The following is a 17,255-nucleotide window of genomic DNA, read 5'->3' as shown; positions in this document are numbered from 1 at the left end:
AATCGAAAAAATCCAATCGGCAATTCACAGAAACCCGCTTATCTTTAGCGCACCTTTACGGATCGATTCCAAACCCCTTTTTCTGATGAACTATTCTGCTTTTCGCCTTTCGACGGTTGCTTCTAGATTTCTTTTTATTCTGGCAATTGCCTTGTATTCAATTCTTTCGATCAACGTCCAGGCTCAGGTGGGCGTCGGCACCAACGCGCCCAAAGGGGCTGAAGTCCTGTTTGACGGCTCGCGCCAGATGCTCGATTCGAAGTGGATCTACTGGGAAGGCCCCCGGTATGCCGCCACTCCGCCCATCAAATGGACCATTGAAAAAGATCCGGACGGAAAAGGCACGGTTCTGAATACCAACGACCCCACGGCCGCGGGCGGCAAATACGGTACCGCCGACATCGTGACGAAGCAAACGTTCCGGGATTTCCGGCTGCATATCGAGTTTTATATTCTGAAACCGGGTGGCAACAGTGGGGTCTATCTGCAAAACCGCTACGAAATTCAGGTGCTCGATGGCGACACCACTTCGCACGGGATGGCAGCCGTGATCAACGAAACGCCGTCACCGTATCATGCTTACAACGGCGTCGGAAAATGGAATGCCTACGACATTGTTTTTCGGGCGGCCCGGTTTAAGGATGGCAAGCGCACCGAAAAAGCCCGGCTGACGATGTATTTCAACGGTAAAAAAGTGCATACCAATCAGGAAATCAACCAGGTATGGGGCGGACCCAATTCGGGCATCGATGGCGGGAATGACGGCGGCAAAGGCATCACCGATACACCGGGCGGCCTGAAGCTCCAGGCCGAAGGGCATGATGTCTATTACCGCAACATCTGGATCAAGGAACTGGATCTGAAAAAACCGGAGACGGACTTTTGAAGTAAGGAGGAAGGGAATTATAATATACCTCAAGGTGTTTGTGCATCGCTTTCCGGAACGCTTCGGGCGTTCCGTCCTTGAGAATTCTGAACAGGTCGGCGTGGGAAACCGGGTCGATGAGCACGTAGTTGTCTTTCTGGTTGGTCATGGAAGCAAAAACGTGTTCAAAAACCGGGAACAGCAGGCTTTGAAACCGCTGGAACGTCTCATTACCCGTCATATCGTACAGTTTGCCGTGAAACTCAATCTCATCTTCTTTCGAAAGAACCGGCAGCGTTTTCTGCTTTTCAACAATCTGCTCCAGTTCGTCCAGATCCTTCTGCGTTTTTCGGGCAAAGAGAAACTCGGCGATTCCCATTTCCAGGATCAGCCGTAGTTCGAAAATATCTTTCTGGTTGCTCTGGCTCAGAATAAACGGATTCAACACTTTTTCGATCCCGGCCAGCAAATCGGGCTGCGACATAATCATGCCGCGCCGGGGCCGGGCTTCAATCATGCCCAGCATCCGAAGCCGGCTCAGGGCTTCCCGAACCACATTCCGGCTTACATTCAGTTTCTGAGCAATTTCCAGTTCGTTCGGAAGCGCATCGCCGGGTTTAAAGGCATTTTCCGTAAAATATTCACGCAGGATATTTTCAACGCGGTCGGTCATCGACAGGCTCTCCAACGGTTCCAGCAACCCTAATTTACTATTCATGTTTCATTTTTTGGTGCAAATGTAATGCAATACCCCGGTATTTTGGCACTTTTTGAAGTACTATATCTTTTTTGATACAATTCTATTATAATTAAAATACGACTATTATATTTGTAGGACAAATGTAAAGATAGAATATAATTCGCTCAAAGACCCTGATTCCATTCCTTTCTTCTATGATTTTAATCATCTACTTCCATGAAGACACTGCCCAAAATCTATTGTAGAGTCCTCGTTCTGTGTTGTTGGCTCGTAATGGGGTATTGTGCGAAAGCCCAGGCCCAATTGGTCAAGGGAACCGTTACATCCAGTGCCGACCAGGCCCCGCTTCCTTTTGTTACCGTGGTGGTGAAAGGCACCCAGATCGGGGTTACAACGGATGGGACCGGAAAATTCACGATCAATGCATCCAGCGACAAAACGCTGGTCTTTAGCTACATCGGCTACCAGACCAAAGAGGTCGTTGTCGGCAACCAGACAGACGTGAGTGTGGTGCTGGAACCCGATCTGAAAACGCTGAACGAAGTGGTGGTGGTCGGCTACGGTTCCCAGTCCCGCGAAACCGTGACGACCTCGATTTCCAAGCTCGATAACAAGGTGTTGGAAAACATTCCGTACGCCAATGCGGCTTCGGCCTTGCAGGGAACCTTGCCGGGTGTGCGGGTGCAAACGACGACGGGTCAGCCCGGAGCGGCTCCGCGGGTCATCATCCGGGGCGGAACATCGATCAACAATCCCGACGGTTCTTCGCCACTCTACATCATCGACGGTGTTATCCGGTCTGACATGAACGACATCAATGCCGACGACATCGAAACGCTGCAAGTCCTGAAAGATGCGTCATCCACCTCCATTTACGGGGCCAGAGGTGCCAACGGCGTGGTGATTATCACAACGAAAAAAGGTAAATCCGGCAAAATGCTGATCACCTTCCGGCAGAATACCACGTTTTCGCAACTGGCCAAACGCTACAACATGATGTCGGCCCGCGACTACGTATACTATGGTCGGTTAGGGGTGTTGAACTCTGCCAGGAAGATTCCGGAACGCATGAATGTGCTGACCCTCGCCAACAGTTTCGGAACCGGAAACGATCTGTCCAACCGCACCTATTCGACGGTTCAGTACCTCACCCCGCAGAATCAATACAAACTGGGCGAAGGCTGGGAAAGCATTGCCGACCCCGCCGATCCGACCAAAACGCTGATTTTCAAGAATACCGACTGGCAGGATGTGCTGTTCCAAACCGGTATCTCCCAAAACTATTACCTGGGCGCCATGGGCGGCACTGACAAGGGAAGCTACAACCTGGGCGTCGGCTACCTCAAATCACAGGGCATTGCCATCAATACGGATTTTCGGCGGTTTACCTTTGATTTCAGCGGTGATCTGAAGGTGCGGGAAAAGCTGAAAGTCAACGCGTTTACCAACTTTACCAATTCGGGCAACAACCAGGTTTTCAGCGATAATCAGATTTTTCAGCGCGCGCTGGCCCTGCCACCGACGGCCAAACTGTATTTTGAAGACGGCACGATGTCGCCCGGTTTTAACCGATCCATTGGCAACCCGCTGTACCAGTTGAACCGCTATGCGACCGACAACAAACGGTATCGGCTAACCCTGGGGGGCGGTTTGACCTGGAACATTCTGCCGGGGCTGACATTTGAACCTTCCACCTCGCTCTACGTGATCGAAACCGATGAAAACTCCTTCCAAAAATCCTATCTGAACGGTCCACTGGCTTTCATCGATTCGCGGGTGGCCACCGGAGCCCGCTCGACACACTGGCAGCAGCAGGTCGATGCCATTCTGAATTACACCAAAAGCTTCAACCAGCACGGCCTGGATTTTATGCTCGGCAGTTCGTATTTTGACCGGAAACTATCGGCTTTATCGGCGACGGGTCAGGGCGCTTCCACGGACATTATTCCGACCCTCAACGCTTCGGCCACTCCAACCGCCGTCAGCAGTTCGGTTACGCAGCAGCGGATTCTGAGTTTTTTCGGACGCGCCAACTACAATTTCGCCCAGAAGTATCTACTCTCGCTGAACGCCCGCTACGACGGTGCGTCCAATTTAGGTCAGAACAACAAGTGGGGCTTGTTTCCCGGAGCCTCGGTGGGCTGGAATATCCACAACGAATCATTCTGGAAAGAAGCCGGGCTGGCGCGGGTCGTGAACACGCTGAAACTGCGATCCAGTTACGGCGTCAATGGAAACCTGGGGCAACTGGGTGATTTTCAGGCGCAGGGGACCTACAGCGTGGGGTCACGGTATGACGGCACGGCGGCCATTCAGAATACCGTCATTCCGAACTCGAACCTCAAGTGGGAACAGACCCAGACGTATGACGTCGGGATGGACATTGGCCTGTTCAACGGGCGGGTGAATCTGCTGGTGGACTACTTCCGGAAACGGACCGACAATCTGCTCACAAACCTGGAATTGCCGCTGGAAACCGGTTTTCAGTCCATCCTGACCAACTACGGCAGTCTGCAAAATCAGGGCATCGAAGTGGAAGTGGCGGGGACGATCATCCGTTCGGAGTCGGGTTTCAACTGGAACGCCAGCTTCAACATTGCCACCAATCAGCAAAAAATTCTGAAATTGCCGGACAACGGGAACGACCGGAACCGGGTTGGCGGGGTGCTGGTCTATGACCCGGAAACCGGCAAAAACGAATGGCGCGGGGGGCTTCAGGAAGGGGGGCGGATCGGTGATTACTACGCCTACAAACAGCTCGGCATTTTTGCCACTGACGAAGAAGCGGCTGCCGCCCCGCGCGACATTATTGTGCCACTGGCCAGCAAAACGAAGTTTGGGGGCGATGTCAACTGGCTCGATGTGGACGGCAACGGTGAAATCAACTCGTTCGACCGCGTCTATCTCGGCAACATATATCCGACGGTGACGGGCGGTTTTACGACCTCGCTGGCGTACCGGAATTTCAGCCTGACGGCCCGGGCCGATTACACGCTGGGACACACCATCTACAACTACACCCGGGCGTTGTACAACGGCCAGTTTGTGGGCGAAAACAATGCCTCCACCGACATCCTGCGCTCGTGGCAGAAACCGGGCGATCAGACCGACATTGCCCGCTATTACTATGCCGATCAGCAGGTGCAGAGCAACCTCTTCCGGCAGAATTCCTACTATTTCGAGAAAGGCAATTTTCTGGCCATCCGGGAAATTTCGCTGGGCTACAGCCTGCCTTCCGGCCTGACGTCGAAACTCGGCCTGAGCAACCTGCGGCTGAACGTGACGGCGAACAACCTGAAGTATTTCACGAAATACTCCGGACTCAATCCCGAAGAAGGTGGGCAGGACAATGGCCGCTATCCGGTTCCGAGAAATTTCATCGTAGGTCTGAACGTGTCATTCTAATCAAGAAACGATCATGAAAAACAACCTCATCACCCTGTTGTTTATTGTTTTGTTGACTTCCTGTGACAAAGAACTGGATGTTCAACCCGAAAGCCAGATCACGGCGGCTTCGTACTGGAAAACGCAGGAAGACGTGGTGGGTGCCAAAAGTGGGATGTATGCCCGTTTTCGAGCCTTCACCAATTTTAACCTCTACTACCTTGGCGAGTCCCGCAGCGAAATCATGGGAACCGGCATCCTGAATGCGGATTTCCGGATTCCCTACTTTCAAAACCGCCTGCACAAAATTACCGCACCCGGTCCTGACTGGGGGACGATTTACACGGTGATCCACGACATCAACCTGATTCTTAAATACACACCAGCCATCGCGTTTACGTCAGAAAGTGCCAAAAACACCATTTTGGCGGAAGCGTATACCCTGCGGGCGTATCTGTATTTCGTGCTGGTGCGGACCTGGGGCGGAACACCGCTGCTGCTGGACCCGACGGAATCGTCAGACCCGGAAACGATCTACAAACCACGGGCTTCGGAAGAGGAGATGTTTAAACTGATCACCGACGATCTGGCCAAAGCACTGGAGCTTTTTCCGGCCAATACCTACCCAACCCGGCGCGGAGCCTGGTCGAAACCGGCGGCCAACGCCCTGAAAGGCGATGTGTATCTCTGGATTGCCAAACGGAGAAACGGCGGAGATGCGGCCCTCAATACCGCCCTGGCGGCTTTGCAGGAAGTGCAGAAAAGCGACGTCGCCCTGCTGCCGAATTTTGCGGATGTGTTCAGTTATACCAACAAAGGCAACAAAGAAATCGTGTTTGCCGTGCGCTACCAGGATCTGGAAGCCATCAACAACTACAGTGGCGATATGTATATCCGCGACAGCGACCTGCCACCGGGAACGGATGCGGCCACCCTCCAGAAAATCGGTCTGGGTGGTGGCATGAACTGGTGGGCCCCTTCCGAAACCATGCGGAAACAGTTTACTGCGGACGACAAACGCAAGGACAAATCGTTCGTGGAAATCTACGGCAAAGATGCCCAGGGGAAAGCAACCTTCTACACGTCGATCATGACCAAGTTCAGCGGTTTTATCGATGCCAATGGCCGGCGGTTTCTGGACGATGTCATCATTTACCGCTACGCCGATGTGCTGCTGATGATTGCCGAAGCCAAAAACGCGCTGGGGCAGGACCCGGCCACCGAAATCAACCTGGTTCGGCAGCGGGCCTACGGCGATCAGTTTGAGAAACACCGGTTTGTGTCGACGACCAAAGCCGCCAACGACGATGCCATTCTGAAAGAACGCCTGTTCGAACTGGCTTTTGAAGGCAAACGCTGGTGGGATCTGGTTCGGTTTAACAAAGCATTCGACCTCGTTCCGTCACTCGCCGACCGCAAAGGACAAACCAACCTGCTGCTGTTCCCGCTCTCCGAAACCGTGATGAGCCGGAATTCCAAACTCGTCCAGAATCCGGGATATGAGTAACGGTTTACGGTTTACAGTATTCGGTTTACGGTGCGGTTCCCCGCCGGGACTGATGCGTTCTAGCTGACGTACGCTTTCTGAAAATATGCATTGCGTCAGCTACCGTAAACCGTAAACCGAATACCGTAAACCATTCACCAAAAACCACAAACATTAAACTACCTTCAAGTACACAAACACCATGACGCATTCACCAATCGGTGGCCTGTGGCCAGCCTTGTTCACACCGGTCGATCAGAACGGCAACCCTGACTTTCAACAACTGGAAAAAATTGTAGAACTCTGTATCAAACAAAAACTGGACGGTCTGTATGTGCTGGGCTCCACCGGACAGGGGTTTCTGTTTTCGGAAAAACAGCGAATGGCCATCACCCAAACCGTGATGGAAACCGTCAACGGAGCCATGCCGGTGATTGCCCAAGTGGGCGCGCTGAACACGCGGGAGTCGATCCGGCTCGCGCAGGCCGCTCAGGAACAGGGTGTATACGGTATTTCGACCGTTGGCCCGATTTATTACCAATCCGGGGTTCGCAATGCACTGGAGCATTACAAGGCCATTGGCTCGTCCATCGACATTCCTTTTTTTCCGTACCACATCGGCAACCACAGCGTGTTTGGGGGCGATGCCCGGCACTACATTGAGCAAATTCTGACCCTGCCCAACATCGCCGGTATGAAGCTCACCACCCAGAATCTGTACGAAGTGAGCCTGATTCACATTCTGTCGCAGGACAAGCTGGTGCTGTTCAGCGGGGCCGACGAACTGTTCTGTCAGGCCACGCTTTGCGGAACCGTGGGCGCCATCGGAAGCTTCTTCAACCTCTGGGGAGAAGAGTGCAAATTTGTGCGGGAGGAATTTATCAAGGGGAATTTTGAGCTGGGAAACCGCTTTATGCTAACCTTCCAGGAAATTATTCACGACGTGCTGCCCAACATCTGGTCGTTCTTCCACCAGGCCATGCTGCTCAAACACGACATCAACATCGGACTGCCCAACCCGCCTTTGGGCCTGGGCAATGGCGAATGGAACGAAAAAGAAGTGCTGGAAATCTGCGACCGGATTTCGGCGGTTAGTGGGTTGGTTAGTAACTAGTTGAGAAAACCGCTAAACCTGTAAGGTCTTCAAGACCTTACAGGTTTAATACACAGGTTTAGTATCAGAGAAATGACCGCTTTCTTTTTAAATACAGCCCTGAAACGGACACTCCAAGTTGCGGTGTGTGGTCTCACGGTGTCTTTTGGGATGTCATTACAGGAAAGCTATGCGCAAGTTGCCGAAGCCTCTTCCAGGATGCGGCTGCGTCCGGTGCCGAAGCGGGTAAACGATCTGTACGAACCGGTGTGGGTGGCCCCCGCACCGGGCAACGAAGCGACCCTGATCCGGCGGAAGAACGGCGGACTGACCATCTTTTACATCAACCGCCCCGGCGACGCCAATCAACTCCGGTCCATATCGTCGCGAGACGGTATTTACTGGGAGCCAGCGGTGACCGAATTCAATTTGCCGGGACAGGCGTATTACGCCAACCGGGTGCTCGAAGACCCGCAGGGTGAGCTGCACGGCATTTTCCATTTGTGGGGAACCGGCAGCAACGGCTACCGCGGGCGGCATCTGGATGTATGGTATTGCCAGACGAACGGTGCCGGAAAATCGTGGCGTCAGCCCCAGAAGATTTACGACGGCTACGTGGGTTCAATCCGTAGTTTCCTCCGGCTCAGCACCGGACGCCTGTTGGTGGCTTTTGCCAGAGCGGTTCCCGAGCGGCAGGAAAAACCGGGGGCGGAGCAGATTGATTACGGTTGGAACGACATCATTTCACTTTATTCGGACGACAACGGGCAAAATTGGCAATTGTCGGCTAATTCGGTCCGGGTGGAAATTGACAACACGATGCCGGTTCGCTACGGCGGTATTGAGCCGGATGTGGTGGAATTAACCGACGGGCGGTTGTGGATGTTGATTCGGACGAACAAAGGACATTTGTATGAATCCTTTTCCGGTGATCAGGGCCAAACCTGGCAGGCGGCCCGGCCAACCCGGTTTATTTCGTCGGACTCCCCGGCCGAACTGCTCCGGCTGTCGGACCGCCGTCTGGTGCTGCTGTTGAATAGTAACCAGCGTTGGGACAATCCCCGGAGTTATGCCGCCGGGGGCCGGGAAATGCTGCATGCCGCCATCAGCCGCGATGAGGGAAAAACCTGGCAGGGCTTTCGGGAAGTGCTGACGATGCCGGTGGCCAAACCGGATCGGGTTGAGAAAAGCGACCGGGGCACCGCCTACGCATCGGCAGCGGAAACGGCGGAGGGCAAGGTGGCGCTGGTGACCGGACAGGGAGATGCCAAATCCGTGGTGCTGTTTGACCCCGACTGGCTTGAACAAACCGAAGCCCGCGATGAGGGGGAAACCGGACCGATTTTGAAAACCGAACACCCGGCCCTCGTCTGGAATTTTCCGGCAACGCGGCAGGGAACGCTGAAAGCCAACCTGGATATCCCGCCCGATGCGCAGATAGTTTCACTGTCATTAACCGACCATTTTTCGGTACCGGACGACTCGCTGGCGGCCGACCATGCGGTAGCTGAATTCGAGGTTCAATCCGCCGAACTAACCAAAACCGGAGCGAAGCCGTCCCGGATGATGGTAGAAATCCGGTGGGATTGCCAGAAACAAGAGGCTCTTTTCGTGACGAATAACCGAATCGTAGCCCGGACGAATTTTCGTCGCCAACCGGATTTTGGAGTGAATTACCTGCGGATCAGCCTACGCGACCAACGGGGAAAACCCGTCGGTGTGTCGCTTCACGCGGTCGCGATGACGGGCGCAAAAAAGACAAACTGACTATCCTAAACCTTAAACCACCTGCTTTGTATGAAAATAGCGCATCGATTAAAAGTAGCTAGCCTGCTGACGCTAATGGCCAGCGGTTCTCTGCTCGCTCAGATCAATAAAGACGCCGGAAAAACCACCGCGTCGGGGTCCTGGATTGCCGAAAATGTTCAGGAAATGCCGGGCCTGAAAATGGGGCCGTTTGTGCGGCTGGCCGACGGCAGTATTCTGACCGTCGACAAAACCAAGAGCCTGATTAGTAAAGACGATGGCAAGACCTGGACGGAATACACGATTTTTAAAGACCCGGCGAAATTTGAAATCAGCGACGAACGGGCGTTGATCCGCACCAAACGGAACGTGATCATTCTGGCCTGCATGAACCTGAAAGAACGGGCCAACTGGAACTGGCAGAAGGAAATCTCGGACTCACCCGACGCCAAACTGCCGACCTACGCCGTTCGCAGCCTCGACGGCGGCAAAACCTGGCAGGACGCCCAGAAGCTGCACGACGACTGGACCGGCGCCATTCGCGACATGATCGAAACCAAAGACGGCAGCATCGTTTTCACCTCCATGATGATGAGGCACAACCCCGGACGGCATTCGGTGCTGACGTATTCGTCGAAGAACGACGGCAAAACCTGGACCCGCAGCACCATCATCGACCTGGGCGGAACCGGCCACCACGGGGGCGTTACGGAAGCCACGCTGGAACAGTTGAAAGACGGACGCCTGTGGCTGCTGCTGCGCACCAACTGGGGAACGTTCTGGGAAGCCTATTCCAAAGACGACGGTGTGACCTGGAATAGCTTTAACCCCACCAACATCAGCGCGAGTTCGGCCCCCGGTCTGCTCAAACGGTTGCAGGATGGCAAGCTGGTGCTGGTCTGGAACCGCCGTTTTCCGGATGGCCAGGTATCGTATAAATTGAGCGGGGGCGATAACCAATGGTCGGAACTTCCGGCCAGCAACCACCGTGATGAACTGTCGATTGCGTTTTCTGACGATGAAGGCAAGACCTGGAGCAAACCGGTCGTCTTTGCCGAACGCGGAAAGCAGCCCCGGATTTCGTACCCGTACGTTTTCGAAGAAAAACCGGGTGTGCTCTGGATCACCGTCATGCAGGGCGAGTTACGGGTGAAGCTGAACGAAAAAGACTTTTTACGGTAATCGTGTTTGAATAAACGGATCAATCGGTATACAAAACTGTCGAAGAATGATTCAGATCGATTTGAAAAATGCCCCCAACCCCCTGAAGGGGGCTTCGAAGTCCGGATGTTTTAGCCCCCTTCAGGGGGTTGGGGGCGAGAAGCGGAAGCACTTAACAGCTCTGCCCTTTAAAGAGTTGGGGGCATTTTTATTAATAACGGTTTTCTGCTTTTTCATCGGTTTTCCGGTTTTTGCCGAAAAACCGCCGAAAAGGGGGGATGGCAATTTGACCATTGTCGCTTTCGGCAACTCCATCACAGCCACCCGAAAAACCGTCAATCAGGTTTTTGCGCAGCGGTTGCCCCACCTGCTGGCGCAGAAAGGCGTGAGTGCTACGGTTATCAATGCCGGGATTCCCGGTAGCCATACCGGCCGTCAGACGGATCATAATCTGTTCAAAATCAGGCACGCACTCGACCGGTTTGAGTCGGATGTGCTGGCGGTTCACCCCGATCTGGTGATCATCGGGTTTGGCATCAACGACGCCCACATCGACAGCGGAGGAGCCACGGGCCCCTCGCGGATTCCGCTGGAAAAATACCGGCAGAATCTGGCCTACATGATCGAATCGCTGCAAAAAACCGGGAGTCAGGTCATTCTGACGGTTCCGAATCTGCTGGGTAAAAAATACGCCGACTACCAGAACGAGCGGCTTTTGCAGTACGTCGAGGTGGTGCGGAACCATTCCCGGAAATACCGGACCGGGCTGGTCGATAACTACAAAGCGTTCGTGGATTACCAGAACCGGACGGGCGTGAGTTTCGATTCGCTGATGCTCGACGGCGTTCACCCCAACGACAAGGGCCACGAACTGATTGCCGGGAACATGGTGGACGAAATTCTGCGGGTGACCAAACTCAACGGAAAGAACAAGGTCGGTGAGAAAAGTTTGGTTCTGCAACTCAATCCGGGTCCCGACAATCCGCGCAACAGCGAGGGCGATTTTGTGACGCTGAAAGACGGTCGGATTCTGTTCATTTACTCGCGTTTTGCGGGCAACTCCTCCAGCGATTTTGCTGCGGCAACGCTCGTAGGGCGGTTTTCGAAAGACGGCGGAAAAACCTGGACGAAGGACGACCAGCTCATCGTCAGCAATGAAGGCGGCATGAATGTGATGTCGGTTTCGCTGCTGCGGTTGCAGGATGGCCGAATTGCTTTGTTTTACGCCCGGAAAAATTCTATGGACGACTGTATTCCGATGGTGCGGATTTCGACCGACGAGGCCAAAACCTGGAGCGACGCCATTCCCTGCATCACCGACCGGAAAGGCTATTTTGTGTTGAACAACAACCGCGTGATTCAGTTGAAAACCGGTCGGCTCCTGATGCCGGTCGCCTTGCACGAAACGCCACCCGGTGGCCGGTTTAATGGAAAAGGGCGCTTATTTTCGTATTATTCCGACGATACCGGCAAAACCTGGAACGTGAGTCAGGAAGTGGCCAATCCGGATGCAATTACCCTGCAGGAACCGGGACTGGTGGCTTTGAAAGACCGGCTGATGATGATGATCCGGACAGATGCCGGGGTGCAGTATGCGGCCTATTCAACTGATCAGGGGCAGACCTGGAGTCCGTCGCAGCCGACCACCATCGCGTCGCCGGTTTCGCCCGCCACCATCGCCCGCATTCCGGCCACCGGCGATCTGCTGATGGTCTGGAACAACAACGGCAACCAGGAAGGCAACCCGATCAAAGGCCGACGGACGCCCCTGAACATTGCCGTTTCGAAAGACGAGGGCCAAACGTGGCAGCACGTTAAAACGCTGGAAGCCGATCCCGATGGCTGGTATTGTTACACCGCCATTCATTTCGTGGGCAAAAAAGAGGTTTTGCTGAGCTATTGCGCCGGAAACCGCCCCAAAGGCACGGGATTGTCGGTCACTAACGTCACACGCCTGAACCTGGACTGGATTTATAATACGAAGAAGTAAGACAAGAGACACGACTAATTACTAAACCCATGACCAAACCACTGTTCATCCTGTTATTCTTATTACTGTCTTTTGGAGCCGCCCGGGCGCAGCCCGATACCGAATCCGTAGCCACGGTTGCCCTGGAATTGAACCCCGGCGACAACAACCCCCGCAACAGCGAAGGCGATTTCGTTACGCTGAAAGACGGCCGCATTCTGTTTGTCTACAGCCACTACACCGGTGGCAGCACCAGCGACCACGCCCCGGCCTATCTGGCGGGGCGGTTTTCGAAAGACGGCGGCAAAACCTGGACGCAGCAGGACCAGCTCATTGTGGAAAAAGAAGGCGACATGAACGTGATGTCGGTTTCGTTGCTGCGGCTGAAAAACGGCAAAATCGCCCTGTTTTACCTGAAAAAGAATTCCGAGCAGGATTGCATTCCGCAGATGCGGATTTCGACCGACGAAGCCAAAACCTGGAGTAAGCCCACGCCCTGCATTACCGATCGGGAGGGCTATTTTGTGCTGAACAACAGCCGTGTCATTCAACTGAAAAATGGCCGTTTGCTGATGGCTGTGGCTCAGCACAAATCCCCGGGCGGCAAATGGCAGGGCAACGGAACGCTGTATAGCTATTATTCCGACGACAACGGAGCCACCTGGAAAAGCAGTGAAGCGGTTCCGAAACCGGCGGATCTGGTCACGCAGGAACCCGGTTTGATCGAGTTGAAAAACGGGACGATCCTGATGTTCATTCGCGCCAGTGGCGGTTTTCAGCAGTTTTCGTATTCCAAAGACAAAGGCCAGACCTGGAGCCACGTTGAGCAAAGTACACTGAAATCACCCCTGTCGCCCGCTTCCATCGCCCGCATTCCTTCGACCGGCGACCTGCTGGTAGTCTGGAACAACAACGACGGCAGCGTTCCCGCCATCAAAGACAAGCGCACCCCGCTGTCGGTGGCCATTTCGAAAGATGACGGCAAGACCTGGGAACACGTCCGCAACATCGAAACCGACCCCGACGGCTGGTACTGCTACATCGCTATTCATTTTACCAAAAAAGAGGCCCTGTTGAGCTACTGCGCCGGTAGCCAGAAAGCCAAAACCCATTTGTCGACCACCCGAATCAACCGGCTGAATCTGGCGGCCTTGTACCAATAAACCGGTTTTCGCATGAAAAAAGAGTCGGACTTTTCCCGTCGGAACTTCATCAAAATGGCCGGGCTGGGTGTGGTTCTGCCGACGGTTTCAGTGTCGGTTTTTCCCGCAATGGCGTCAGCAGATGGGAAAAGCCGGACAGCGGTTCCGGATCTGGAACGGGTCAAGGGGCTGTTCGCTCAGAAAGAGCCGAGTGTCTGGCTTTTCACCGGCGACAGCATCACGCACGGTGCCAAGCACACGCACGGTTTTCGCAGCTACCCCGAAATTTTCGCCGAGCGGCTTCGCTGGGAGTTGAAACGTGTGCGGGATCTGGTGGTCAACACGGGCATCAGTGGCAACGCCACCAGCAACATTCTGAGCGATTTCGACTGGCGGGTCGCGCAGTTCAAACCGGCGGTGGTGTCGCTGATGATCGGAACGAACGATTGCGCGCGAAAAGAAATCACGCCCGCCGTTTTTGAGCAAAACCTGATCAGCCTGGTCGGGAAAATCCGCGCGTTGGGTGCCATTCCGATTTTGCACACGCCGAATCCGATCATCATCCAGAAAGCCCCGGAACGAAAAACGCTGCCGGATTATATTCCGGTAATTCGAACCGTGGCAGAAACGAAACAGGTGATTCTGGTTGATAACTACCACCATTGGCAAACCACGACCGACGTCGATGTGAACCGCGAATGGCTCAACGATCCGTTGCATCCGGGGGCGCGGGGTCATCAGGAAATCGCCCGCCAGATGTTCAAAGCATTGGCCATTTTTGATCCCAAAGAACCCACTTGCGGAGGTCCTTATTATGAAGGGGAGCACTAAAATGATTGATTATCAACGAATAAATGGAGCCTCACCGGGGCCAAACGTGTTGCTGTCAGCAGGTGTTCACGGGGATGAATACGAACCGATGCTGGCGGCTCGTGCGCTAATCCGGGTGCTGGCGGGGAAAGTGGTGTCCGGCAGTGTGACGATTGTGCCGGTGGTGAACGAATCGGCCTACGCGCTCGCCAGTCGTTGCGGGGAAGACGGGCTGGATTTGGCCCGAATTTGTCCGGGAAATCCCGCCGGTTCGGTGTCGGAGCAAACCGCCGACCGCATCAGTGCGCTCATCCGGGAAGCCGATTATTACGTCGACATGCACACCGGCGGATTGGCATACGACATTTATCCCCTGGCCGGTTACATGCTCCATCCGTCGCCGGATGTGCTTGAAAAACAGCGGGAAATGGCACTGGCCTATAACCTCCCCATCATTTGGGGAACCGATCACCGCCCGAATGGACGCACCCTTTCCGTGGCGCGTGACGCCAACATTCCGGCCATTTACCTGGAATACGGCGGAGGAACCGGCCTGCGGGAACCGGTCGTGACGGCCTACCAGGACGGTTTTCTTAATCTGCTGAGGCAGTTGAAAATGATCGATGAATCCGCGCAAACCATTCCGGCCTCCGGGAGGTATTGGGTGGAGGACCATCGCCCGGATAGTGGCTATCTCCAGGCCAAAATGCCTTCCCCTGCCGACGGTATTTTTATTACCGCCGTAAAACCGGGCGATCTTATCCAGGGAGGCCAGATTTGGGGGAGAATTCTTGATCCGTTTTCAGGAGGGATGACGGAGGTAATCGCGGAAGCCGGTGGACTGGCTTTTTTGCTGCGGACGACGGTAAACGTGAAAAAGGGCGATGCGTTGGGCGGGGTTCTGCCCATCGAAAAACCCGGTAAAATGATGATTTATGAAGAATAAAAAAGTCGTGCTCATCACCGGAGCCGCTGGCGGAATCGGTCGGGCAACGGCCACGAAATTCGCCGGAGAAGGCTTTCGTCTGGTACTTTCCGACATTGCTGAAGAACCGCTGAAGGCGTTGGCGGTTGAGCTGAAAACCGCATACGGTGCTGATTGCCTGGTGATTCCGGGCGATTTGGAACAGTCGTCCTATCTGCAAGAGCTGGTCAATCAGACTGTGGAATGGGGTGGGCAGATTGACGCGTTGGTGAATAATGCCGCCTGGCGAACGCTGGAAACACTGCGGACCATGAACCTTGAAACCTGGGAAAAAACGCTCCGGGTTTGTCTGACGGCCCCGGTTTTTCTGACGAAAGGGGTCGCGAATCACATGGAAAAACAGGCCGATGGGGGCGTGGTGGTCAACGTTTCCAGCGTCATGGCGTCCCGGCCAGCGGGCTGCGGCCCGGCCTACATTGCGGCCAAAGGAGCACTGGAAAGCCTGACGGCGGAATTTGCCATTACCTACGGTCGGAACGGTATTCGGGTGGTGGGCGTTGCGCCGGGCTACATCGATACGGAACTCAGCAACGATTACGTCGATCCGGAAGGGGAAAACATCAGCGCCCGGTTGACCGCCGAACTCACCGATTTTATTCCGCTCGCCCGGGGTGGTCATGCCCGCGAAGTGGCCGAAGCTATTTTCTGGCTGTGTTCCCCGCAGGCATCTTACATCAGTGGCACCACCCTGACCATCGACGGCGGTTTTCGGCCCAATTTTAGTAACTATTCCGTCAAGAAAACCCAATTTCCCACCGAGTTTTGAACACGATCTGGAAATACCAAAATCAATTGCCGACCGTGGCACCCCAGCACCGCGTACTGCTGGGCGAAGGGCAGACGCCACTCGTCCGCTCCCGGTCAATTGGCGCGTCGCTGGGACTCAACAACCTGTATTTCAAACTGGAAAACCTGAATCCGACCGGTTCCTACAAAGACCGTTTCGCGGCTGTTCTGGTCAGTGAGCTGAATGCCAGAGGCCAGAAAGTCTGCATTGCCACCTCCAGCGGCAACACCGGCGCGGCTTTGTCGGCCTATTGCGCGGCTGCGGGCATTCAGTGCATTCTGGTCGTTGTAGACGGGGCGCCCTTGCCCAAAATCCGGCAGATGCAGTTATACGGAGCCAGCATTTTTATGGTACACGGTTTTGGCAAAGATCCGGCGATCACTTCGGCGGTTTTCGATGAACTCGAAGCCCTCTGCCGAACCCACGAACTACCGCTGCCGATCAGTGCCTACCGGTATTGCCCGTCCGCCATGCAGGGCGTGCAGACGATGGCTTCCGAAATTCTGGAGACACTGGAAGGTCGGGTCGATCATATTTTTTCGCCAGCCGGTGGGGGAGGGCTAACATTAGCCATTACCCGGGGCGTTCTGTCTGAAAAACCGGATGCCGGTTTTGCGAAAGTTAACTGTGTTCAACCCGAAGGGAACGATACGATCGCAAGTGCTTTGCGGAACCAGAATCGGAAAGCTAGCGCGGTGGCGTTATCCACCACGGCGGTCAGCGGATTGCAGGTTCCGGGGGTGTTGGATGGCGATGCCGTGATTGAAAACTGCCGAAAAACCGGTGGTACGGGCTATGTGGTAACGGACGAACGGGTTTTTGCCTGGCAGAAGGCACTGGCTCAGAAAGAAGGGATTTTCAGCGAACCCGCCGGAGCGGTCGCGTTGGCCGGTCTGGAAGATGCTGTGGCCCGAAACGAAGTGAGCCGCGACGAAACCGTGGTTTGCCTGGTCACCGGCAGCGGTTTTAAGGACATGGCTTCGGTTGAAAGAAACTTTGGCTTGCCGCCCGTGGAAACCGTGGACGTTGGCCGGGCCATCGGGTTGATTCAGCCGTTTTTGTAGGCTTTTCGCCCCTAAATCCCCTGAAGGGGACTTGGACGCGCCCCTCCAGATGTTAGAAGTCCC

At 54.6% G+C, this 17,255-nt stretch carries 13 protein-coding genes; 12 read left to right on the top strand and 1 reads right to left on the bottom strand.

Translation table 11 applies throughout. The features are described from left to right. The first annotated feature begins 85 nt into the window (after positions 1 to 85). Complete coding sequence (locus tag ACO064_RS05410) at positions 86 to 886, top strand: 3-keto-disaccharide hydrolase (protein WP_421826378.1); 801 nt, start codon at positions 86 to 88, stop codon at positions 884 to 886. Here ACO064_RS05410 and ACO064_RS05405 read toward each other — a convergent pair. Next, the gene (locus ACO064_RS05405) at positions 846 to 1,583 is read right to left on the bottom strand and encodes a FadR/GntR family transcriptional regulator (RefSeq protein ID WP_421826377.1); all 738 of its coding nucleotides are present in this window, start codon (positions 1,581 to 1,583) and stop codon (positions 846 to 848) included. The genes ACO064_RS05410 and ACO064_RS05405 overlap by 41 nt on opposite strands. 198 nt (positions 1,584 to 1,781) lie before the next feature. Here ACO064_RS05405 and ACO064_RS05400 point away from each other — a divergent pair, with 198 nt between their 5' ends. The 11 genes from ACO064_RS05400 to ACO064_RS05350 all read left to right on the top strand — a co-directional run bounded on the left by ACO064_RS05400 (position 1,782) and on the right by ACO064_RS05350 (position 17,192). Continuing rightward, a complete protein-coding gene (locus ACO064_RS05400) occupies positions 1,782 to 4,970 on the top strand; it encodes a SusC/RagA family TonB-linked outer membrane protein (RefSeq protein WP_421826376.1) in 3,189 nt (1,062 codons plus the stop codon). Between the two features lie 13 nt (positions 4,971 to 4,983). Next, positions 4,984 to 6,456, top strand: a complete 1,473-nt coding sequence (locus tag ACO064_RS05395) for a RagB/SusD family nutrient uptake outer membrane protein (protein ID WP_421826375.1) — start codon at positions 4,984 to 4,986, stop codon at positions 6,454 to 6,456. Between the two features lie 181 nt (positions 6,457 to 6,637). After that, positions 6,638 to 7,549: a dihydrodipicolinate synthase family protein gene (locus ACO064_RS05390; protein WP_421826374.1), complete on the top strand. Its 912-nt coding sequence runs from the start codon at positions 6,638 to 6,640 to the stop codon at positions 7,547 to 7,549. 150 nt (positions 7,550 to 7,699) lie between these two features. After that, entirely contained in the window at positions 7,700 to 9,295 is a 1,596-nt protein-coding gene (locus ACO064_RS05385) for a sialidase family protein (RefSeq protein WP_421826373.1), read from the top strand. Positions 9,296 to 9,325: 30 nt separating this feature from the next. Continuing rightward, entirely contained in the window at positions 9,326 to 10,456 is a 1,131-nt protein-coding gene (locus ACO064_RS05380; protein ID WP_421826372.1) for a sialidase family protein, read from the top strand. A 46-nt stretch (positions 10,457 to 10,502) separates the two neighbouring features. After that, positions 10,503 to 12,425: an exo-alpha-sialidase gene (locus ACO064_RS05375; protein ID WP_421826371.1), complete on the top strand. Its 1,923-nt coding sequence runs from the start codon at positions 10,503 to 10,505 to the stop codon at positions 12,423 to 12,425. 29 nt (positions 12,426 to 12,454) lie between these two features. Then, positions 12,455 to 13,567, top strand: coding sequence for a sialidase family protein (locus ACO064_RS05370; RefSeq protein WP_421826370.1), 1,113 nt, complete (start codon positions 12,455 to 12,457; stop codon positions 13,565 to 13,567). A gap of 12 nt (positions 13,568 to 13,579) precedes the next feature. After that, positions 13,580 to 14,377 carry an SGNH/GDSL hydrolase family protein gene (locus ACO064_RS05365; protein WP_421826369.1) on the top strand — a complete coding sequence of 266 codons (798 nt, stop codon included), beginning with the start codon at positions 13,580 to 13,582 and terminating at the stop codon, positions 14,375 to 14,377. A gap of 1 nt (position 14,378) precedes the next feature. Continuing rightward, positions 14,379 to 15,302 (top strand): succinylglutamate desuccinylase/aspartoacylase family protein, encoded by a 924-nt coding sequence (locus ACO064_RS05360; RefSeq protein WP_421826368.1) that lies wholly within the window; start codon positions 14,379 to 14,381, stop codon positions 15,300 to 15,302. Further along, the gene (locus ACO064_RS05355) at positions 15,292 to 16,107 is read left to right on the top strand and encodes an SDR family NAD(P)-dependent oxidoreductase (RefSeq protein WP_421826367.1); all 816 of its coding nucleotides are present in this window, start codon (positions 15,292 to 15,294) and stop codon (positions 16,105 to 16,107) included. Before ACO064_RS05360 ends, ACO064_RS05355 begins: the two co-directional genes overlap by 11 nt. Next, positions 16,104 to 17,192, top strand: coding sequence for a pyridoxal-phosphate dependent enzyme (locus tag ACO064_RS05350; protein ID WP_421826366.1), 1,089 nt, complete (start codon positions 16,104 to 16,106; stop codon positions 17,190 to 17,192). Before ACO064_RS05355 ends, ACO064_RS05350 begins: the two co-directional genes overlap by 4 nt. Positions 17,193 to 17,255: the final 63 nt, after the last annotated feature.

It is taken from the genome of Larkinella sp., from assembly GCF_965227735.1.
GTDB lineage: Bacteria > Bacteroidota > Bacteroidia > Cytophagales > Spirosomataceae > Larkinella.
The sequence above is the reverse complement of the archived record's forward strand: the minus strand, read 5'-3'. Positions and strand labels throughout refer to the sequence as shown.